14 protein-coding genes are annotated in these 22,961 nt (G+C 36.6%); 8 read left to right on the forward strand and 6 right to left on the reverse strand.

Annotated features, from left to right (window positions below; all coding sequences use genetic code 11):
* Positions 1-5: 5 nt before the first annotated feature.
* The 6 genes from gyrB (at position 6) to MST30_RS09430 (ending at position 10,271) form a co-directional block, all read left to right on the forward strand.
* Entirely contained in the window at positions 6-1,943 is a 1,938-nt protein-coding gene (gene gyrB, locus MST30_RS09405) for a DNA topoisomerase (ATP-hydrolyzing) subunit B (RefSeq protein ID WP_243473872.1), read from the forward strand.
* 156 nt (positions 1,944-2,099) lie between these two features.
* Positions 2,100-3,116 (forward strand): DUF6588 family protein, encoded by a 1,017-nt coding sequence (locus MST30_RS09410; protein WP_243471156.1) that lies wholly within the window; start codon positions 2,100-2,102, stop codon positions 3,114-3,116.
* A gap of 137 nt (positions 3,117-3,253) precedes the next feature.
* Positions 3,254-4,180: a malate dehydrogenase gene (gene mdh / locus MST30_RS09415; protein ID WP_243471157.1), complete on the forward strand. Its 927-nt coding sequence runs from the start codon at positions 3,254-3,256 to the stop codon at positions 4,178-4,180.
* A gap of 73 nt (positions 4,181-4,253) precedes the next feature.
* A complete protein-coding gene (locus MST30_RS09420; protein ID WP_243471158.1) occupies positions 4,254-4,868 on the forward strand; it encodes a hypothetical protein in 615 nt (204 codons plus the stop codon).
* Positions 4,869-5,022: 154 nt separating this feature from the next.
* Entirely contained in the window at positions 5,023-8,082 is a 3,060-nt protein-coding gene (gene secDF / locus MST30_RS09425; RefSeq protein ID WP_243471159.1) for a protein translocase subunit SecDF, read from the forward strand.
* A 155-nt stretch (positions 8,083-8,237) separates the two neighbouring features.
* Positions 8,238-10,271, forward strand: a complete 2,034-nt coding sequence (locus MST30_RS09430; protein ID WP_243471160.1) for a PKD domain-containing protein — start codon at positions 8,238-8,240, stop codon at positions 10,269-10,271.
* 83 nt (positions 10,272-10,354) lie between these two features.
* On the opposite strand, the gene MST30_RS09435 is transcribed toward MST30_RS09430, so the two are convergent.
* From MST30_RS09435 to folE, 6 genes are all read right to left on the reverse strand, one after another.
* Positions 10,355-10,780 (reverse strand): hypothetical protein, encoded by a 426-nt coding sequence (locus tag MST30_RS09435; RefSeq protein WP_243471161.1) that lies wholly within the window; start codon positions 10,778-10,780, stop codon positions 10,355-10,357.
* 70 nt (positions 10,781-10,850) lie between these two features.
* Positions 10,851-11,348 (reverse strand): DUF192 domain-containing protein, encoded by a 498-nt coding sequence (locus MST30_RS09440; RefSeq protein WP_243471162.1) that lies wholly within the window; start codon positions 11,346-11,348, stop codon positions 10,851-10,853.
* Positions 11,348-12,184, reverse strand: coding sequence for a prolipoprotein diacylglyceryl transferase (gene lgt, locus MST30_RS09445; protein ID WP_243471163.1), 837 nt, complete (start codon positions 12,182-12,184; stop codon positions 11,348-11,350). The genes MST30_RS09440 and lgt overlap by 1 nt, the downstream gene beginning before the upstream one ends.
* A 184-nt stretch (positions 12,185-12,368) precedes the next feature.
* Complete coding sequence (gene yidD / locus MST30_RS09450; protein ID WP_243471164.1) at positions 12,369-12,605, reverse strand: membrane protein insertion efficiency factor YidD; 237 nt, start codon at positions 12,603-12,605, stop codon at positions 12,369-12,371.
* A gap of 2 nt (positions 12,606-12,607) precedes the next feature.
* Positions 12,608-14,089, reverse strand: a complete 1,482-nt coding sequence (gene cysS / locus MST30_RS09455) for a cysteine--tRNA ligase (protein ID WP_243471165.1) — start codon at positions 14,087-14,089, stop codon at positions 12,608-12,610.
* Between the two features lie 58 nt (positions 14,090-14,147).
* Positions 14,148-14,825 carry a GTP cyclohydrolase I FolE gene (gene folE / locus MST30_RS09460; RefSeq protein WP_243471166.1) on the reverse strand — a complete coding sequence of 226 codons (678 nt, stop codon included), beginning with the start codon at positions 14,823-14,825 and terminating at the stop codon, positions 14,148-14,150.
* Between the two features lie 195 nt (positions 14,826-15,020).
* Between folE and MST30_RS09465 the strand changes: the two genes are divergently transcribed.
* Both MST30_RS09465 and MST30_RS09470 read left to right on the forward strand, forming a co-directional pair.
* The gene (locus MST30_RS09465; protein ID WP_243471167.1) at positions 15,021-15,482 is read left to right on the forward strand and encodes a hypothetical protein; all 462 of its coding nucleotides are present in this window, start codon (positions 15,021-15,023) and stop codon (positions 15,480-15,482) included.
* 13 nt (positions 15,483-15,495) lie between these two features.
* The gene (locus MST30_RS09470; protein WP_243471168.1) at positions 15,496-22,749 is read left to right on the forward strand and encodes an FIDD domain-containing protein; all 7,254 of its coding nucleotides are present in this window, start codon (positions 15,496-15,498) and stop codon (positions 22,747-22,749) included.
* The last annotated feature ends 212 nt before the right edge of the window (positions 22,750-22,961 follow it).

Here is a 22,961-nt window from a genome sequence, read left to right on the forward strand (position 1 = left end):
ATAAAATGAGCGAAGAAAACAAAAAACAGTATGGCGCAGATAGTATTCAGGCCCTCGAAGGGATGGAGCACGTGCGTATGCGTCCGTCGATGTATATTGGTGATGTTGGTGTAAGAGGTTTGCACCATTTGGTATATGAGGTTGTAGATAACTCAATTGACGAGGCCTTAGCTGGACACTGTGATAATATTACGGTTACTATAAACGAAGATAATTCCATAACTACAGAAGATGATGGTCGTGGTATTCCGGTTGGCCTTCACAAAAAAGAAGGTGTTTCTGCATTAGAGGTTGTAATGACCAAAATTGGAGCAGGTGGAAAGTTTGATAAAGATTCTTATAAAGTTTCTGGTGGTTTACACGGAGTAGGTGTAAGTTGTGTTAACGCACTTTCTGAGCACTTAAAAGCAACTGTTTATAGAGAAGGAAAAATTTGGGAGCAAGAGTATGAGCGTGGTAAAGCGTCGTACCCTGTAAAATCAGTTGGAGATACCGATAAAACAGGTACCATTGTTACCTTCAAACCAGATCCGCAAATATTTCAACAAACACTAGAATATAACTACGATACTTTAGCAAGTCGTATGCGCGAGTTGGCATACCTAAACAGAGGTATTACAGTTCATTTAGTAGATAAGCGTTACAAAAAAGAAGACGGTTCTTTTGAAGGTGAAACATTCCATTCAGAAGAAGGGCTTTCAGAATTTGTAAAGTTCTTAGATGGTAACAGAGAGCCTTTAATGAACGAAGTTATTTCGTTTGAAGGTGAAAAGAACGGAGTTCCTGTAGAGGTTGCTATGGTGTATAATACATCTTATGCAGAGAATTTACACTCTTATGTAAACAATATTAATACACACGAAGGTGGAACACACTTATCAGGATTCCGTCGTGGTTTAACGCATACCTTAAAGAAATATGCAGATAATTCTGGTATGTTAGACAAATTGAAGTTTGACATATCTGGTGACGATTTCCGTGAAGGTTTAACAGCAATAGTTTCTGTAAAAGTTGCCGAACCACAGTTTGAAGGTCAGACCAAAACAAAACTTGGTAACCGCGAAGTTTCAGCATCTGTTTCTCAGGCAGTTTCAGAAATGTTAACCGATTATTTAGAAGAACATCCTGAAGATGCTAAGACCATTGTTCAGAAGGTAATTTTAGCAGCACAAGCACGTCACGCAGCACAAAAGGCGCGTGAGATGGTACAGCGTAAAACAGTAATGAGTATTGGTGGTTTACCAGGAAAATTATCTGACTGTTCTGAGCAAGACCCAGCACAATGCGAAGTATTCCTTGTAGAGGGTGATTCTGCAGGTGGAACTGCTAAGCAAGGTCGAGATAGAAAATTCCAAGCTATTTTACCATTAAGAGGTAAGATTCTTAATGTTGAAAAAGCAATGCAACATAAGGTTTTTGAAAACGAAGAAATCAAAAATATCTTTACAGCACTTGGCGTAACTATTGGTACCGAAGAAGATCCTAGAGCTTTAAACCTATCAAAATTAAGATACCATAAAGTAGTAATTATGTGTGATGCCGATATTGATGGTAGCCACATTGCAACTTTAATCTTAACGTTCTTCTTTAGATACATGCGCGAACTTATTGAAAATGGTTATGTATACATCGCTACACCACCTTTATACTTAGTGAAGAAAGGTGCTAAAAAGCAATATGCTTGGTCAGATAAAGATCGTGATGCTATTGTGGCAGATTTTGGAGATAATTCTAAAATACAACGTTACAAAGGTCTTGGAGAGATGAATGCAGAACAGCTTTGGGACACTACTATGAATCCTGAATTTAGAACACTTCGTCAAGTAAATATTGATAACGGAGGTGAAGCTGATAGAATCTTCTCAATGTTAATGGGAGATGAAGTACCACCACGTAGAGAGTTTATTGAGAAGAACGCTATTTATGCCAATATTGACGCTTAGATAGAAGCTTTTAAAACCAAAATTAAAGCAATTACGTTAATAACGTGGTTGCTTTTTTTGTACAATAAAAACTCGATTAAGTGCGTTTAATAACGATAAAATGTAATTCTTATCGTTATTTTAATATATTTGTTACTTACTATAAACTCAATTACAATGAGAAATTTATTTCTTTTCACAGTATTCTGCACCTCGTTCATGGTGTCTAAAGCGCAAAATGATTTAGATGTTCTGCTGTCTGCAGGTGTAGAAGATGCTCAACGTTTTGCAAACGATTATTTAGCTCCAGGAACTAATGGATTAATGCATAGTATGAATGCCAATTGGTTTAATTCTGCTAAAGTAAAACCTTTAGGTGGTTTTGAAATATCTCTTGTTGCCAATGCGACTTTAATTGGTGATGAAGACAAAATGTTTAGTATGAATACTGCAGACTATAACAACATTCAGTTTGTCTCAGGTCCTGGTACACAAAATGTAGCAACTGTTTTGGGAGAAAATGATCCTTCAATTTTTGTTGAAGTAGAATATGATGATCCCATTTTTGGGTCCCAAACAGCACAAATAGAATTGCCTCAAGGTATAGGTGAAGATAGTTATAATCTAATTCCCTCTGCGGCCTTGCAAGGTGCAGTAGGCTTAGGAAGTGGTATAGAGGTTAAAGCGCGTTACCTTCCAAAGATAGATACAGATGAAGTTACTTTTAATATGTACGGAGCTGCACTTCAACTTGAATTTACTGAATGGCTTCCTGCTGATAAGATTTGGCCTGTAGCACTGTCTGGTTTGGTAGCCTACAATCACATAGATGGTTCTTATGACCTTACAGAATCTTCAGGTATTGAGGGCGAAAATCAAAGACTTGAGAATAGCACAAATACATGGTTATTTCAATTAGCGGTTTCTACTAAACTGCCTATCTTCAATTTATATGGAGGATTAGGATATATAAAAGGTAAATCAGAATCTGATTTGTTAGGTGACTATAGGGTAACTGATGGTGTATTAACATCAGAGACAATAACAGATCCTTTCTCGGTATCTAGTGATGTGTCTGCAGTAAGAGGAACTGTAGGTTTTAAATTGAAATTAGGATTCTTTAGATTGAATGGAGAATATCATATTTCAGAATTTGATGCCTTCTCTGTCGGTGTAAATTTTGGATTCAGATAATAATGAATTAAATATATCATTAAAAGCAGCTATAAAGGCTGCTTTTTTATTATAGATAGATGACATAAATCATGGAATTTAGATTGTAAAACCGTAAATTTGTGTCAAATTTTAACGATCTAAAACATAAAAATAAAATGAAAGTAACCGTAGTTGGCGCTGGTGCAGTAGGCGCAAGTTGTGCAGAGTACATCGCTATTAAAAATTTTGCTTCAGAAGTTGTATTATTAGATATCAAAGAAGGCTATGCAGAAGGTAAAGCAATGGACTTAATGCAAACCGCTTCTTTAAATGGTTTTGATACTAAAATTACAGGAAGTACAAACGATTATTCAAAAACTGCAAATAGTGATATTTGTGTTATTACTTCTGGTATTCCTCGTAAACCAGGTATGACTCGCGAAGAGTTAATAGGTATTAATGCTGGTATTGTAAAAACAGTGTCTTCCAACTTAGTAGAGCATTCTCCAAATACAATTTTAATTGTTGTGAGTAACCCAATGGATACCATGACGTATTTGGCTCACAAAACTACAGGTTTACCAAAGCATAAAATCATAGGAATGGGTGGAGCTTTAGATTCTGCGCGTTTTAAATATAGATTAGCTGAAGCTTTAGGAGCACCAATTAGCGATGTGGACGGTATGGTAATAGGTGGTCATAGCGATAAAGGTATGGTGCCATTAACATCTCATGCTACAAGAAACAGTATTAAAGTTTCTGAATTTTTATCAGAAGAGCGCTTAGACCAAGTAAAAGAAGATACCAAAGTAGGTGGTGCAACCTTAACTAAATTATTAGGTACTTCTGCTTGGTATGCTCCAGGTGCAGCTGTAAGCGGATTGGTACAGGCAATTGCTTGCGATCAAAAGAAAATGTTCCCTTGTTCAACATTATTAGATGGTGAGTACGGATTAAGCGACCTTTGTATTGGTGTGCCAGTAATCTTAGGTAAAAATGGTATTGAAAAAATCGTAGATGTGCCATTAAGCGATGCTGAAAAACAACATTTAGCAGAAAGTGCTGAAGGTGTTAAAAAGACAAATGGTCTTTTAGAATTTTAAGACATTTTTTATCAAATCATATTAAACTAAAGACTGCAAAAATGCGGTCTTTATTTTTTGTTATATTTGCCAAATGCGATCCAAATTACATTTTGGTATTATAATAATTCTATTAGCCTTTTTAGGAAGGTTTATAGAAACTCCCGCTACTCCTAATCAGGAGATAACTATTCAGTTTTCTAATGCTAATGTTTCAGAAATTGAAGTGCAAAATGCACTTCAGGATATTCAGCAAAAATTACAAAAAATTGGTGCTGAAAGCTTACTGATTGGTCAGGATAAAAACGGCAATCTTAAAATTGCATACTACAGTGTTGCTGATGTACAAAGTATTGAGCACATTTTAACCAATAGTAGTGATTTCAACTTTTTGTTGGGAGAAAGTTCTACTCCTTCAAATAAAAATTCTGATAAAGAAACTTTAAGAGACTACAAGCTTAATGTCTCCGAAATTCAAAAGAAAAATCAAGACAATGATTGGGATTTTGATGGTGTGCAGATTGTAGAGCTTAATCAGAAAACCGATAGATTTAATAATCTAAAAAAAGATGCTTCAGGTAATCTGTATCAATTAGAAGTATTACATCAATTAGTTAAAGTTGGCTTCAGAATTAATTCAGGGACTTTTATTTTAGAAAATAAAAATCTATACGAAATACCTGAAGTAAGAGCAGGTCCTATCTCTTAAGGAATCTATCTGAAAAAATTCCATCACTTCATTTTCAACTTTTTGAATCAATCAAAAGGCATAAAAAAATAATTTATAACATAAAATCAATTGTCTGATTATGCGGTAAATTCTATATTTGCGCGTTAAAAAATTAGACGTAAAACAAAACAAAATGCAAAACAAAGGAATAATTAAATTGTTTGCGCTACTATTTGGTTTGGTAAGTATTTACCAATTGTCTTTCACCTTTAAGGCCAACCAAATTGAAGACGAAGCAAAACAAGCTGCGGTAGCAAAGTATGACGAAACCGTAGACGGTTATCATGATTTAAGAGCACAAGCTGAGGTTAACTACTTAGATTCTTTAAAAACATCAAAAGTTAAAGTTGACGACAACAAGTTTGAGCCGATAGAAGTATATAATTTATTAGGTGTATCTCAGTACACTTACACTGAGGTTGAGGATAATGCCATGAAACTAGGTCTTGACCTTAAGGGTGGTATTAACGCAATTATTCAGATTTCTGTAAAAGACATCTTAAAAGGATTGGCAAACAATAGTAAAGATCCTGTATTTAACAAAGCATTAGCTGATGCAGAAGAATTACAAAAAGACGCTCAAGAATCTTATTTAGAGTCATTTTTTAGAGCGTTTGATGCTATTAAAGGAGATACCAAATTAGCATCTCCAGATATTTTTGCAAACAGAAACTTGAGTGATGATATTAAACCTGAAATGTCAGACAATGAAGTCAAAGGTATTTTAGAGAAAAAAATAGATGAGTCTATAGTTTCTGCTTTTGAGGTATTACGTAATCGTATCGATGGTTTTGGTGTATCATCTCCAAACATTCAGCGTTTAGGAAATTCTGGTCGTATTTTAATTGAATTACCAGGAGCAAGAGACAAAAAACGTGTGGTAGATATTATTACTAAGACTGCACAATTACAGTTTTGGGAAACCTTTAAGGCAGAAGAAATGCTACCGTATGTATTTCAGGTTAACCAAGCTTTGGTAGAAGCTTCTAAAGATAAAGAAGGTGAAGATGAAGTTACTGAGGTAGCAGAAGTAGAGCAAGATTCTACAACAAATACTATAGATGAGTTAACAGGACAAATTGAAACTGACACAACAAACGTTGCTAATGTTAATCCATTAGGTATTCAAGCTCCAGGTGGTGGACCAATGATTGCTAGTTTCTTGGCTAAGGATAAAGAGAGAGTATTAGAAGCACTTAATGATCCTAAAAACAGAGCGCTTTTACCAACAGAAATGCGTTATGCAAAATTTGTTTGGGGAATTCAGGCTAAAGATTCTGAGTATTCTGAGCTTTATGCTATTAAGGGTAATAGAGATGGTGAGCCAGAATTGAGTGGTGCAGTTATTACAGATGCAAGACAAGATTTTGACGAGCTAAGTAGACCTGCTGTAAGTATGCAAATGAACCCTAAAGGTTCAAGAGAATGGCAAGAAATAACCAAAAAAGCCAACCAAGAAAATGGGTACATCGCAATAGTTTTAGATGATATTGTGTACTCAGCACCAAGTGTAAGAAATCAACCAGAAGGTATTGCTGGAGGAAGATCTCAAATTTCAGGTTCTTTTACACTTAACGAAGCTGTAGATTTAGCAAACGTATTAAGAGCAGGTAAATTACCAGCATCTGCTGAGATTATTCAGGCAGATGAAGTAGGACCTTCTTTAGGACAAGAAGCTATTGATAGCGGAATGATGTCTTTCTTAATTGCATTGGCATTTGTTGTACTATGGATGATTTTCTATTACGGAAAAGCAGGTGCTTTTGCTGATGTTGCATTGTTGTTGAACATCTTATTGATATTTGGAGTGTTAGCAAGTTTAGGTGCAGTATTAACTCTACCTGGTATTGCTGGTATTGTATTAACGATCGGTATTTCGGTTGATGCTAACGTACTTATCTTTGAGCGAATAAGGGAAGAATTAGAAAAAGGTAAATCGCAAAAAGAATCTATAAAAGATGGTTTTTCTAACGCTTTATCTTCAATTCTAGATGCTAACATCACTACAGGTTTAACTGCATTAATCTTGTTTGTATTTGGTACAGGGCCAATTAAAGGTTTTGCAACAACATTAATCATAGGTATTTTAACATCATTATTTACGGCGATTTTCATTACTCGTTTATTAATTGATTGGTGGGTTAATAGAGGTGGAACTTTAGATTTTTCTACGGCTATAACTAAAGGGTTGTTTAAAAATGTAAACATCGACTTCTTAAAGAAACGTAAGATTGCTTATGTTGTTTCTGGTGCGTTAATCCTTGCTAGTTTAGGATCATTATTTACAACAGGGTTAGACCAAGGTATTGATTTTGTTGGAGGTAGAACTTATCAGGTGCGTTTTGAGCAACCAGTAAGCACAGAAGAAATTACAAGTGTGCTTAACGATCCAAATGTGTTTAATAGTGCTGAAGTAAAGACCATAGGCTCTGCAAATGAGTTAAAAATTTCTACAAAGTATAGAGTAGACGACAATTCGGTAGAAGCAGATACAGAGATACAAACTAAATTGTTTGAAGCTTTAAAACCATATTTACCTTCTGGTATGACTTACGAAGAGTTTGATAATGGTTCTGATGAGGCAAAAATTGGTAAAATGCTTTCTAGTAAAGTAAGTCCTACGATTGCAGATGATATTAAAAAGTCATCATTCTGGGCAGTATTAGGATCTTTAGTAGTGGTATTCCTTTATATTCTATTTAGATTTAAGAGATGGCAGTTCTCTCTTGGTGCAGTTGCTGCAGTATTCCATGATGTTTTAATCGTATTGGGTATTTTCTCTTTAACATGGAAATTTATGCCATTTAGTATGGAAATAGACCAAGCATTTATTGCAGCTATCTTAACGGTTATTGGTTACTCGCTTAATGATACTGTGGTAGTATTTGATAGAATTAGAGAATACTTAAACGAGCATACGTCTTGGAAGTTAGATAAGACAATTAATGCTTCATTAAACAGTACATTAAGTAGAACATTAAATACTTCTGTTACAACTTTAGTAGTGTTATTAGCAATGTTCATCTTTGGAGCAGAATCGTTAAGAGGTTTATTGTTTGCATTAATAGTTGGTGTAGTAGTAGGTACATATTCTTCTATGTTTATCGCAACACCGTTAATGTACGATACAGCTAAAAAAGGTGATGCTGCTGAATCATTAAAGAAGAAAGTAAAAGAAGAAGACGAAGAATAAAATATTCGATTTCTAAGTTATAATATGAACGCCTTTTTGAAAAAAAAGGCGTTTTTTTATTTTTAGACGCAACCATTGAACTATCTGCACATCTTATAGTAAAGGTTTAAAAATAAATCCTAACTTATGGGGCATTAACACAATCAATCACATTTATGAAAAAATTACTACTCATAATTTCTATCTCCATATCAACTTTTTGTTTTGGGCAAGATATCTTAATGCAAAATGGTTCTATAACTACATGTTCAGGAACGTTTTATGATTCAGGAGGGGAAAATTCAAATTACTCGGGCAACGAGGATTACACTTTAACAATTTGTCCAGAGGAAGTTGGACAAAGAATCAAGTTAGATTTTTTTGATTTTCAAACCCAACTAAATGTTGATGTAATGAGTATTTATGATGGGGAAAGCACAGAGGGGTTGCCTTTTTTTGGTGTGCATTCTGGAGATGTTTCACCAGGAACTATAACAGCAACATTTGATAATCCAAGTGGATGTATAACAATAGAGTTTGTGTCCGATAGTACAACTAATACAGCAGGATGGGCAGCATCTGTATCTTGTACAACACCATGTCAAGATATTACTGCGGTTTTAGATTCTGTATCTCCATCAGCTAATACAGAGGGTGTTGTAGAGGTATGTGTTGGTGATAGTATTCAACTAAATGGGAGTGGTGTTTTTGGGGTTGATGGTACAGGAGCATCATACACTTGGGATTTAGGAGATGGATCAACTGCCATAGGTCAGAGTGTTAATGTTTCGTATGATGAGCCAGGTGTTTATCTGGTAAATTTGGATATTCATGATACTAATATGGATAATTATATGGATGGTTGCTCAAATGGTAATGCTATAAACCAAGTGATTAGAGTTTCAGGAGCTCCAGACTTTACAGGTACTCAAGCAGATGATAACACTTTGTGTTTTGGAGATACAACAACGATACAAGGAGTAGCAGACCCCTTATTGTTGTTTTATAATTGTCCTCCACCAGAAAGTGAAGTAACCTTTTTGCCAGATGGTAGTGGAGCTGCCTATAGTACATGTATCAACGTTACATGTTTTGATAATGAAGCTGTGCTAACAGATGTTTCTCAAATACTTGATATTTGTATGAATATAGAGCATTCATACTCTGGAGATTTGGATATTTTTATTCAAAGTCCAAACGGACAAGAAGTTCGGTTGTTCGATCAAGCAGGCGGTGGAACCTACTTTGGAGGAGCTAATGATAATGAAACTCTTGATCCTGGAATTGGTGAAGACTATTGTTTTTCTATGAATGCAACCACTTTACTCGCTAATGCGCCTACAGAGCTTAACGGAAATCCACCGCGTGAGTCATGGGTGCCTGGTACTTATTTGCCTTATGAAAGTTTTGATGCTTTACTAGGAAGTCCATTAAACGGAGAATGGTGTATCAGGATTGTAGATAACCTTGCCATAGATAATGGCTATATTTTTTCATGGGAGCTTAATTTTGACCCTAGTCTAGAGTTACAAGATTATGAGTATACTCCTCAAATTACTTCTCAGTCGTGGGACGCTGATTCTAGTATTACAGAAATAAATGGAAACATAATTACAGTTGCTCCTGGGTCTGAAGGCGAGCATTGTTATACTTATAGAACAGTAGATGAGTTTGGTTGCGAGTATACTGAGGAGGTATGTGTTACCATGACAGCTGAGGGGCAAGCTCCAACAACGTTTTATGAGGATTTAGATGGTGATGGCTACGGTGACCCTAATAGTACAATAGAAGACTGTTCCGATATACCACCTTTGGGTTATGTAGTAAATGGTTTAGATTGTGACGATGCCAATGGTGAAATAAACCCAGATTCATCAGATTCTGAAGGTAATGGTGTTGATGAAAATTGTGATGGAGTTGATGGTGATTTATTAAGTATTGATGATTTTAGTCTAGAAAACATAGAGATTTTACAAAACCCTTTTAATGAGAGTATATCTTTAAACCTGCCTGAACAATTATTAGGCTCTAAAATAAATATTATTATTTATGATTTAAATGGTCGTAAAGTATACAATAAAACTCATGAGTGTCTTCAGGGAGGTGTTAAAGTAGAAGGTTTAAGTAACCTGCTAAAAGCTCCGTATTTTATGGAAGTTTCTAATGATGCAATAGGTCTAAAAGTCATTAGAAAAATAGTGAAGAATTAAAAATTAATTATATTAAAGACGAGACAGACTAAATCAAAAAGCCTTTCTGAAAAGAAAGGCTTTTTTTTAAATAAGTTATTAGCTTAATCGATTTTGTTGAGCGTAATTTGATCGGTTTCAAAATTGGTTGGTCGCGCTGAACCGTCAAAACCCAATGCTAAGACCATTTGAGATTCAGAATTCATTTTAAAGATACCTTTTAAGGTGCCTAGAGTTTCTTCATCTTTAATCTTCTTAACAATGAAATCAATATGGTAGTAGTTTTCTTTTTTTTCAACCTCATATTGCATAGAGGCTTCAGTTCCATCTCTCGTAAAGGATTTGCCACCCATTATTTGGCCATCAAATTCAAACAAAGCGTAACCATCTTTTGTAAGTGTTAAGTACCCAATATCACCTTTATCTTCTCCTTTCCATTTACCAACATAAGAAGGTGAATCTTTAAGTGAGAAAGAGCAAAATAAAACTAAGGATAGAATTAAAAGTGAAAGGGTTTTTAATGATTTCATGTAGATAGGAATTTAAATTATTCCTACAAGATATATCATTTTTTAAATAAAAAGCCCTAAAAGAATTTAATTAGTCTTTTATGAAGTCAATTTTGTCACCGATTTCAAGTTGCCATTCATCGGAAAGACCAGCATTAATTTCTAAAACATATTTAGCAGGTGATTCAGATGGAAGTGAAGTTTCGTCAAAAGGTTTTGCGTTTTTTTGAAAGCTAACAATATGTAACTCATCATCTATATAAATAATGTCTAAAGGAATTTTAGTATTCTTCATATAGAAACTTCGCATTTGTGTATTAGGAAATATAAACAGCATACCTTGGTTGGTGCCAAGTTTGTTTCGGTACATTAAGCCTGTTTGTGTTTCGTGCTCATCTTCAGCAAATTCTATATCTAAGGTTTTTATAATAGAATCGGTATTCGCTTTTTTAAGATTTAAAATTCCTTCTTTTTTAAAGCTTACTTCAATTTTGTCGTTTGAATTGTCTTTCTTTTCATTTTTACAATTAAAAAATAAAAGCAAAGAAAAGAACAGAATAAAGAATTTAAAAAACGGAGTTGAACGCATTAAGCAACCTTGTTTTTAGGTTTGTAAATAAACATAAAGTACAGACCAATGAGTATAAAAGGTATACTTAAAAGCTGACCGTTATTGAGCGTATTTCCGAAGAAAGCAGCCAAATCTTCATCACCTTGAGGTTCTTTAACAAATTCAACAAAGAATCTAATCGTCCATAGAAAAACTAAAAATAAACCAAATAAAAAGCCTTCTTGTTTAGATTTATTGGTTTTCCAGTAAAAATAGAGCAACGTTATAAATACAAAAATATAGCAAAACGCTTCATATAACTGAGCAGGATGTCTTGGCTCAGTTTCACTAAGTTGCCTAAATACGACACCAAAGTCACTTTCGGTGTATTTTCCTATTATTTCTGAATTAATAAAATTCCCAATCCTTACAAATACAGCGCCAAGTGCAGTGGCAATAACCACACGATCTAGAATCCATAGGATAGATTTTTTTAATACTTTTTTATTAAACAAGTACATTGAGATTATCATACCAATAGCTGCGCCATGGCTAGCTAGGCCTTGAAAGCCTGTAAATCGTATACCATCTTTAAAACTAAAAGGTAAAAAGATGCTAAAGAAATCTTCACTAATTAATTCAGATTGGTAAAAGATAACATGGCCTAATCTTGCACCAATCATAATTCCTAAAACAGAATAGATAAATAAAGAGTCTAAAGATTCATTAGACTGATTTTCGTTTTTCCAAATCTTCTTGGTAACGTAGAAGCCTAGTATAAAGGCGATAATCCACATGACACTATAAAAGTGGAGTTCAAAAAAACCAAGATCAATAGATTTATCAGGATTCCAAGAAATTTGTAATGCGTGCATACTTTTAAACTTTTCGCTGTAAATATACTATTTTGTTAGGGAGTGAAAATAGGATTAACGTAATATTAATCTTCTTTTGGTGGTACAGGGTCATAACCTTTTCCTCCCCAAGGCGACAGAGTGTTAAGAAAATGTACAGTGTACATTTTTAGCGAATGGGCGAGCTGGCGCGAGGGAGAAATTTTTAGTTGTCATCCTTCTTTGGAACAGGATCGTAACCTTTTCCTCCCCAAGGATGACAACTAAAAATCCGTTTCAATGCCAATTTACCACCTTTAAAAAATCCATGAACTTCTAGAGCTTCTTTAGCGTAGTGTGAACATGTAGGTTGATACCTGCAAGTAGCAGGAGTAAATGGTGATATAAAAGTTTGATAGACTTTAATCAATAATAAAAAAGGATATGCAAGTATTTTTTTCACGATTAATTAGTCGTAAATGTGGTGCCTTCTCTACTATCGTTTAATTGTATACCAGCTTCTGAAAGTTCATCTCTAATCTTATCAGACAAAGCAAAGTCTTTATTCTGTCTAGCTTCTTTTCTAAGATTAATTAATATTTCAACAGCGCCAGATAATTTGTCAGAATCTGTACTTTCTTTAGATGTATTAACTAAACCTAAAACATCAAAGGTAAAAGTCTCTAGCGTTTCTCTTAACACTTCTAAATCCTCCATGGTTATTGTCGCATTACCATCTTTAACTTGGTTGATGAATTTTGCAGCATCAAACAAAGTAGCTATTAGGATTGGAGTGTTAAAGTCGTCATTCATGGCATCATAACATTTCTGTTTCCATTCGGCAACATTAAATGATGATGAATCGCTGGTTTTTAAATCTTCGATTAAATTGATAGCATCCATCAATCTGTAAAACCCTTTCTCACTGGCTAGTAAACCATTATTGGTGAAATCTAAAATACTTCTGTAGTGTGCCTGAAGCATAAAAAATCTAGCAACACTTGGAGCATAAGCTTTAGTGATGTGAGGGTTATCTCCAGAAAATATTTCATTAGGTAGAATAAAATTCCCTGTAGATTTTGCCATTTTTTTGCCATTCATAATAAGCATGTTGGCATGCATCCAATAATTCACAGGCGAATGGTTGTTACAAGCTTCTGCTTGTGCAATTTCACACTCATGATGTGGAAATTTTAAGTCCATACCACCACCATGAATATCAAATTGTTCACCAAGATATTTAGTGCTCATGGCTGTACATTCTAAGTGCCAACCAGGAAAACCGTCGCTCCAAGGCGAAGGCCAGCGCATAATGTGTTGTGGCTCGGCTTTTTTCCAAAGTGCAAAATCTTGAGGGTTTTTCTTATCAGATTGTCCATCAAGAGCTCTGGTGTTATGAATTAAATCTTCGAGTTTACGTTTGCTTAAAATTCCATAAGGCTTAGTTTCATTGTATTTATGAACATCAAAATATACAGAACCATTTACCTCGTAAGCAAAGCCATTATCTATTATGGTCTTAATAAGTTCTATTTGCTCAATAATATGACCTGTTGCAGTAGGCTCTATACTTGGAGGTAAAAAGTTGAATCTATTTAAGATATTATGAAAGTCTACCGTGTAACGTTGTACAACTTCCATTGGTTCAATAGCTTCTATTCTTGCCTTTTTTGCTATACGATCTTCGCCCTCATCTGCATCATTTTCTAAGTGGCCTGCATCGGTAATATTCCTAACGTATCTTATTTTGTAGCCTAGATGTTTTAGATATCTAAAAATAACATCAAAAGACATAAATGTTCTTACGTTACCTAAATGTACATTGCTGTATACAGTTGGTCCACATACATACATGCCAACATAACCATCGTTAATAGGTTTAAAGACTTCTTTCTCACCAGATAGGGAGTTGTATATTTTTATAGCTTGGGTATCGTATAAAGGCATGCTGTAAAATTCAAAAAATGTTTAAACAAAACTAAATAACAAAGTAAGAGGAAACAAGCTAAAACTTTGTATCTAACTGAATGTAATCAAGGAATTCTCTTCGCGTTTCTTTTTCTTTAAATTTCCCTCCAAATTCAGAAGTTACAGTACTGCTCTCTATATCTCTTATTCCACGAGAGTTTACGCATAGATGTTTAGCATCTATTACACAAGCAACATCATCAGTTCCTAAAACTTCCTGTAACTCTTTTACAATTTGTATGGTAAGACGCTCTTGCACCTGTGGACGCTTGGCATAATAGTCTACAATTCTATTCATTTTAGACAAACCAACTACAGTGCCGTTAGAAATGTAAGCTACATGTGCTCTTCCAACGATTGGAAGTAAATGATGCTCGCAAGTAGAATAAACCGTAATGTTTTTTTCTACAAGCATTTCACCATATTTATATTTATTTTCGAAGGTAGAAGCGCTTGGCTTTTTTTTAGGGTCTAGGCCACCAAATATTTCATTTACAAACATTTTTGCAACACGGTTTGGTGTACCTTGTAAACTATCATCAGTAAGGTCTAGGCCTAAAGTTTCCATGATGTGTCTTACATCATCTTTAATAATGTCTATTTTCTCTTCTTTTGATAATTCAAAAGCGTCATCTCTCATAGGAGTATCACTCGATGAACCAATATGGCTATCGCCTAAAGCATCTATATCGTTAAAATCGTTGTCGATTTTCATAGTTAAATAATTATTAATCAATCTTTAAAAGAAAGTTGCAAAGATACGTAATAAAAATAGGATGATAATGGTAGGAGTTTTACAATTATACCTGTTATATATCTAAAACCGTTAAAATGTTAATATCGTTGACGAATTAACAATGGTTTTTATAAAATTTTCTTAATTTTCCAAACTTTAAAATAAGGTTAAGCTATGAATAAATTTCTAACAATTTTCATTTTAGTACTTTTGCCTCTTTGTTCATTTGGGCAAGAAAAAAGTAATAAAATTCCACTCAAAGTTGTCGAGTTCAATGACAATGTAAATTTACCGCTAACAGCAAAAGAGCGTCTTCAGATAGATGAGGTTTATGGAGAATATGCTGAAAAACATATTTACAGTAATGCTTTCCGATTAAAAAGTATTAAAGATATATTAAGAAATAGGGTGGAGATTCAATACATCACCAAAGAAAGTGATAAAAAAGATTGTCAAAAGTTATCTGAAATCCCGCTGCTTAATAGCTTTGTTTCAGACTTAGAAAGAGATAAAACTTTTGATCCCAAGACGTTTAACCCATTAAAGTATAATTTTGCTTTTCATTCCAGAGGGTCTACAATGTATCAGGTAGATAATACCAACTATTTTATAACCATAAAATCTCAATATCATTAAAAATTTTACAAAAATGAAGTATTTATTAACTTTAATTACAGTAGTATTTTCATCGGTATTGATTGCCCAAGATGTTAATATGCAAACAGCTACAGTCAGTCAATGTGGTGGAGTTTTCTACGATTCTGGTGGTGAATTTGGGAATTATGGAAATGATGAAAGTTTTGTCTTAACAATATGCCCAGAAAATCCTGGACAAAGAGTTATATTGGATTTTACAGAGTTTACCACTCAGTTAAATGCTGACGTGATGACGATTTACAACGGAGATTCGACTGCGGCTGATGCTTTTGGTCAATTCTCAGGTGGTGATTCACCTGGTGTAGTATCTGCAACAGAGGAGAATACAGGAGGTTGTTTAACAATTGAATTTGTTTCTAATGCTTCTGGTAGTGGAAGTGGCTGGGCGGCAAACATATCTTGTTTAACTCCTTGCCAGTCTATTAACTCTCAGATAGATTCTTCTGTTCCGGCACCAAATGGAGATGGTTACATTAGAGTATGTCCTAATGAAGAAATTACGTTAAATGGTAGCGGTATTTTTGAAGTTGATGGTACAGGAGCTACATATGAATGGGATTTAGGTGATGGAAATACAGTTACAGGTCAAACAGCTGTTTTTTCTTATCCCGATCCTGGTGTCTATATTGTAAACTTAAACATTAGAGATGCTAATACATCTATAGATCCAGAAGGTTGTCCTAATACTAACCTTATAAATCAAGTTGTTCAGGTAGCAACAGAACCTGATTTTACTGGTACAGGTGCTGCTGAAACTACAATATGTTATGGTGAAAGTACAGATATAACCGGAGTTGTTAATCCAGTTCAGTTTATTAATGATTGTACTCCTCCAGTAGCTGAGCAGACATTTTTACCAGATGGATCAGGTCAGCAATATACATCTTCAATAGTTGTTGATTGTTTCGAATCTTCACAAACATTAACGGACCCTAACCAACTAATAGAGGTTTGTCTAAATATGGAGCATTCATACTCAGGCGATTTAGATATATTTATAGAAGGTCCTAGCGGACAGGAAATTAGATTGTTCGATCAAGCAGGAGGTGGTACTTATTTTGGAGGGGCGAATGATGATAATTCTCTAACTCCGGGAACAGGTGAGACTTATTGCTTCACAATGAGTGCTTCTGTGTTGTTAGAGGATGCACCAACAGAGATTAACGGTACAAATCCTCCAGGAAATTCATGGGTGCCAGGATCATATTTACCATTTGAGAGTTTTAATGGTTTACTTGGAACTCAATTAAATGGAACTTGGACAATTAGAGTTGTAGATAATTTGTCAATTGATAATGGTTATATCTTTGAGTGGTATATGAATTTCGATCCAGCAATTCAACCACCAGAACTATCATTTACTCCTGTTATTACCTCAGAGGCTTGGGATGTAGACCCAACAATAACAAATACAAATGGAAATATAATTACTGTAACACCACCAGATGCTGGACAATATTGTTACACTTACAGAGTAACGGATGATTTTGGTTGTGAGTATACAGAAGAGGTGTGTATAGATGTATTACCAGAAATAGTAACAGAAGCACCAAATAACTTATTTATATGCGACACAGGTGTTCCGCCATATATATTTGATTTAGAAACCAACACAGCTGTTGTGCTGGCAAGTGCTACAAATGCTGGTGATTTGGTGGTTACTTATCATAATTCTCAAGCAGATGCCGATGCCGATGTTGGAGCTATAGCAGGCTTAAACACATATTCTGGTACAGATGGAGAAGTTATATACATTAGAGTTGAATATCTAGATTCTGGTTGTTATGAGGTATTGCCATTTACATTGAATGTCTCAGGTCAACCTGATATTTATCCTGTACCTGATTTAGAATTATGTGATGATGTTTCTAATGATGGTGTAGAAGAATTTGATCTTAGTACCCAAACGTTTGGAATTTTAGGACCTCAGTCGGCTACAGAATTTAATGTTACTTATCATTTAACTTTTGCAGAAGCTGATGCAGGCACAGGTGCTTTACCAAATCTATATACGAGTGGTAATGCTTCAATCTATGTAAGGGTAGAAAGTGTTGGCGATTCTGATTGTTACAACGCTTCAGCAAATCCGGTATTTAATTTAATTGTTAATCCTAGGGCTATAGCTAATCAACCAGTAGATATGGAGGCATGTGATGATCCTAGTAATGATGGTATATCAACATTTGATTTAAGTACTCAAGAAACATTTATTTTAGGAAGTCAAGACCCTGCAATTTATGATGTATCTTTTCATATAAGTCAAGATGATGCTAATAATAATGTTGGAGCTTTACCTAATAACTATACTAATGTTACACCAAACACTGAAACAATATTTGTAAGAGTTCAAGATCCTGCAAATCCAGATTGTTATGGTACAACATCTTTCAATTTAATAGTAAATCCATTACCAGAAGTCGTTGCTGCAACACCACTTCAGGTTTGTGATGATGATACTGATGGTTTTGCACCATTTAATATTACAACTAAAGTAACAGAGATTTTAAATGGTCAGACAGGTGTTGATGTATCTTTCCATGAGACTATGGTTGGAGCAGATACTGATACAGCAGAAATATTTGATGGATATGTAAATACGACACCAAACAACCAAACGATTTATGTTCGTTTAGAAGACACCACAACAAACTGCTACAATGTTACGACCTTAGTTTTAGAGGTATTGGGCAATCCATTAGCTAACATGCCTACGGCTTTGGAGGTTTGCGACGACGATTCGGATGGATTGGCTGAGTTCAATTTGGGAGATAGTGAAGCGGAGGTTATCGGAGCCCAGACGGGAGTCGTAGTGACCTACCATTCCACACCAGAAGGTGCAGCAGACGGATCAGGAGTACTGCCAACGCTCTACACGAATACGGACCCATTCACGGAAGAAGTGTACGTGCGTATCGAGAACGCAGCAGGCTGTTATGATACCACAACGTTGCAACTAATCGTTAACCCATTGCCTACGGTTGTAGCAGTAAGCCCATATGAGCTTTGTGACGATGATAATCCAGGAGACGAGCAAGAGCAGTTCGACCTAACGGATAAGGAAGCGGAGATACTCAACGGACAGACGAACGTCACGGTGAGCTATTACGCGAGCCAAGCCGATGCAGATACGAACACAAACGCAATCACAGTCCCATATACCAACACGAGTAACCCACAAGAGATCATTGCAGTACTGACCAATACCAATACAGGCTGTAGTTCACAAGTTACATTTGATTTGGTAGTCAACCCATTACCAGCCTTGGTAGCCCCAACACCATTAGAGGTGTGTGACGACGGTACACCAGATGGCCTAACAGAGATCGACCTAAGTATAAAGAACATAGAGATTAGCGGCAACAACCCAGGTTATTCGGTAAGCTATTACCTGAACTTGGCCGATGCCCAAGCAGAGGCGAACCCATTAGCGATCCCATACACAAACATTAGCAATCCACAGACCATTTTTGTACGCGTAGAAGATACCACAACAGGCTGTTACGATACCACGACATTAGACTTGGTGGTAGAGCAGGCACCAGTTGCCAATGAGCCGACACCGTTGCGCTACTGCGACCCGGACAACGATGGTTTTGGTGTGTTTACCCTAACCGATGCCGATAACGAGATTACGGGAGGGATAGCAGGCCTAACGGTAACCTACCATGAAACTTTTGCCAATGCAGAAAATGGAGTAGATGCCGTAGATACGACAGTAGACTACAACAATATCGTAGTAGATACGCAGACCCTTTATGCACGCGTAGAGAGTGCAACGATTGCAACGGACTGTGCAACGATAGTAGAACTACAGCTTATCGTAGAGCCAACACCACAGATTATAGAGCCAACACCATTAGAGGAGTGTGACGATGCCTCGGCAGATGGGTTTGCAACCTTTGACTTAACAAGCAAAGCAGAAGAACTTCTTAACGGATTAGACCCAGCACAGTATGCGGTAAGCTATTATGAAACAGAAGATAATGCTAACCAGGCGAACAATCCAATAGCCAATCCAGCGGCTTATACCAATACCACTGCCAATACCCAGATTATCTGGATACGTGTGGAAGACACCAATACAGTAGAAGGCTGTTATAAGGTCACAAGTTTGGAGCTGATCGTTAACCCATTGCCAGTACTGGTACAACCAATGCCATTAGAGCTATGTGACGTCAACAATCCAGGAGATGAGCAAGAAGCCTTTACGCTGGAAAATGCCGAAGCAGAGATCTTGAACGGTCAGAACGGAATAACCTTAACGTACTACGAGACACAGATGGATGCTGACAATGCTACCAATCCAATCGTAAGTCCGTATGTCAACACGAGCAATGCCCAAACAATCTATGTAAGAGCCGAGAACGATGTAACAGGCTGTTACAGTACCATAACGGTAACCCTAAGGGTAGATCCGATTCCATCGCCAGAGCCAGATCCAGACCCAATCGAGGTCTGTGACGATGACAACGACGGTTTTGCCGAGTTCGATCTAGAGATTCGTACGGTAGAGATTACCAACGGAGAGCCAGACGTGGTTATTACCTACCATGAGACCCAAGAAGAAGCCGAACAAGGTATTAATGCCATAACAGGGCTGTACACCAATATTGTAGCAGACAACCAAATGATCTATGTACGTTCCGAGAATACGATTACAGGCTGTTACAGTCTAACGCAGAACACGTTGGAACTGATTGTGGTACCATCACCAGAAGTACCGACAAATCTAGATCCATTAGAGATCTGTGATGACAACAATGACGGGATAGCCCAGTTTGACCTGACCCAGCGCGATGCTGATATCTTAGGGACGCAAGCCCCAACAGAAGTAACACTAACCTACCATGTTACGGCAGCAGATGCAGAGACAGGGAATAATCCAATAATAAACGAGGGTAACTATACCAATACCATAAATCCACAGACCATCTATGTAAGGTTGTATAACTCGACTACAGGCTGTCAGGATACAGGAGAGTTTGAGATAATCGTACAGTTGCCACCAGAGCCAGTACAGCCAACACCATTAGAATTGTGTGATGATTTAGATGAAGTACCAGGAGATGAGATGACGGTATTCGATCTCACGGTAAAAGACACAGAGATCACAGGAGGCAACGCTAGTTGGGATGTAGATTACTATGAAACCAATGCTGATGCACAGGCACAGACGAATGTCATAGCCGACCCAACGCAGTACACCAATGCTTCGGTCAATGGTCTTCCAGCAAACCCACAGACCTTATATGTTGTGGTAACCGATACTGATACGGGCTGTGTAGCCTATACAACAATGACCATAAGAGTGTTGCCAAACCCAACACCAACACCAAGTGGCCAATTACCAGATTTAGAGCTGTGTGATGATACGAACACCGGAGATGGAGTAGAAGTTTTCGATTTAACAGAGAATGAAGTATTAATCTTAAACGGAGAAGCCGGAGTAACACCGACATACCACGAAACATCGGAAGATGCATACGCAGGTGAAAACGCCATTGCAGACCCAACACAATATACCAATGTAGACACACCAGCACAGGACATCTATGTAAGAGTAACCAATGACGTAACGGGCTGTTATGCGGTAGTTGATTTTACGATACACGTATACCCATTACCAGAAGTAGTGGCAGTAACGGACTTTATACAATGTGAACTGAACACGGACGGATTTGACAGCTTTGATCTAACAACTAAAGACGAAGAAGTCTTAAACGGACAAGATCCAACACGTTACATTGTGACCTATCATGAGACCTTGGCAGATGCAGAAGCAGAGATGAACGCCTTGGTAAGTCCATACACCAACATTAGCAACCCACAAGAAATCTACGTAACGATAACAGACAACGTAACAGGCTGTTCTATCAGTACACAGCGTTTTAACCTTCAGGTAGATGAAGCGGCACAGGCCAATCCGGATATGGTGGATATAATCTACGAGGAATGTGATGATAATGTAGAGACCGATGGAGACCCAAGTAATGACAGTACACAGTTTACCTTGTCTACACAAGATGAGTTTATATTGGATGGACAAGACCCAACAAATTATATTGTTACGTACTTCGCTACGGAAGACGATGCAAACTTAAACGTTAACCCGTTACCAGACCTATATGAGAATGTAGTAAACCCACAGGTTATCTATGCAAGAGTAGATAACAATACTTTAGCAGTTATACCAATCGCATTAGATCTAACTGCATTAACGGCAGGACTAGATTTAGATGCCAACGGTACGATAGATACCTATGATACGGATGCGGACGGAGTATTCGATTTAATAGACGTTGACGGAGATGGCTTATCAGATGGTATCGATGCCAATGCAGATGGTCTGTATGAGTTTGTAGATATAGATGGAGACGGAAACGGAGACCCAGTAGATTTAAACAATGACGGAGTATTCGATAACCAACAAGACGGATCTATCTGTTACGAAGTCGCAGCACTGACGCTTCAGGTAAACCCGAGACCATACTTTGATCTTGAGGACAGTTACATCCTTTGTGTGGATACCAATGGCACGGAAATTTTAGACCCATTGGTATTGGATACCGGATTATCGGACACGGATTACAGTTTTGAGTGGACCTTCAATGGTGAAGTCATCACTACAGAGACCAGTTCAAGTATGATGCCAACCCAAGGAGGAACCTATGGAGTGACGGTAACGGATATCACTACGTCAACAGTGACGAACTGTGAGACTTACGATGAAACAGTGGTGGTAGAAAGTGCGCCGCCAACTCTAATTGCTGAAGTGGTAACACAAGTTTTTGGCAATAGTAACGTTATAGAAGCACTGGCAACAGGAATCAGTGAGTATGAGTACAGTCTGGACGGAGGTCCATGGATGGATCCTTCAGAGGATGGCTCAATACAATTTACTGGAGTATCTCAGGGACTACATACGGTAACGGCAAGGGACAAGAACGGCTGTGGTATAGCGACACAAGAGGTGTTCGTGATCGATTATCCGAAGTACTTTACGCCAAATGGAGATGGCATACATGAAACATGGAACATAGAAGGTATTGGAGGTAATGCCAAAATTTATATATTTGACCGCTACGGGAAATTGCTCAAGCAGATCAGCCCGGAAGGTCAGGGATGGGATGGGACGTTCAACGGCAACAACATGCCATCGAGCGACTACTGGTTTACAGTAGAATACGAAGAACCCCTTACCAACCAAATAAAGGAGTTTAAAGCCCATTTTACACTACGACGATAAGTGTAGTTAGAAATTAATTATAGAGAAAGCCTGAATATTAAGTTCAGGCTTTTTTATGCTTCGGTTTTTGTTGGTAATGACTATCTATAGATGTTTAGTTAAAGCTAATGTGTTGTTCATTATAGTATATAGATTTATTATTTATATTGATTCGTTTTAGATAGAGTTTTAGAGGTTTAGATGATTGTATTCAGTATTACAGATAGATTAAA

This window comes from Winogradskyella sp. MH6, assembly GCF_022810765.1.
GTDB lineage: Bacteria > Bacteroidota > Bacteroidia > Flavobacteriales > Flavobacteriaceae > Winogradskyella.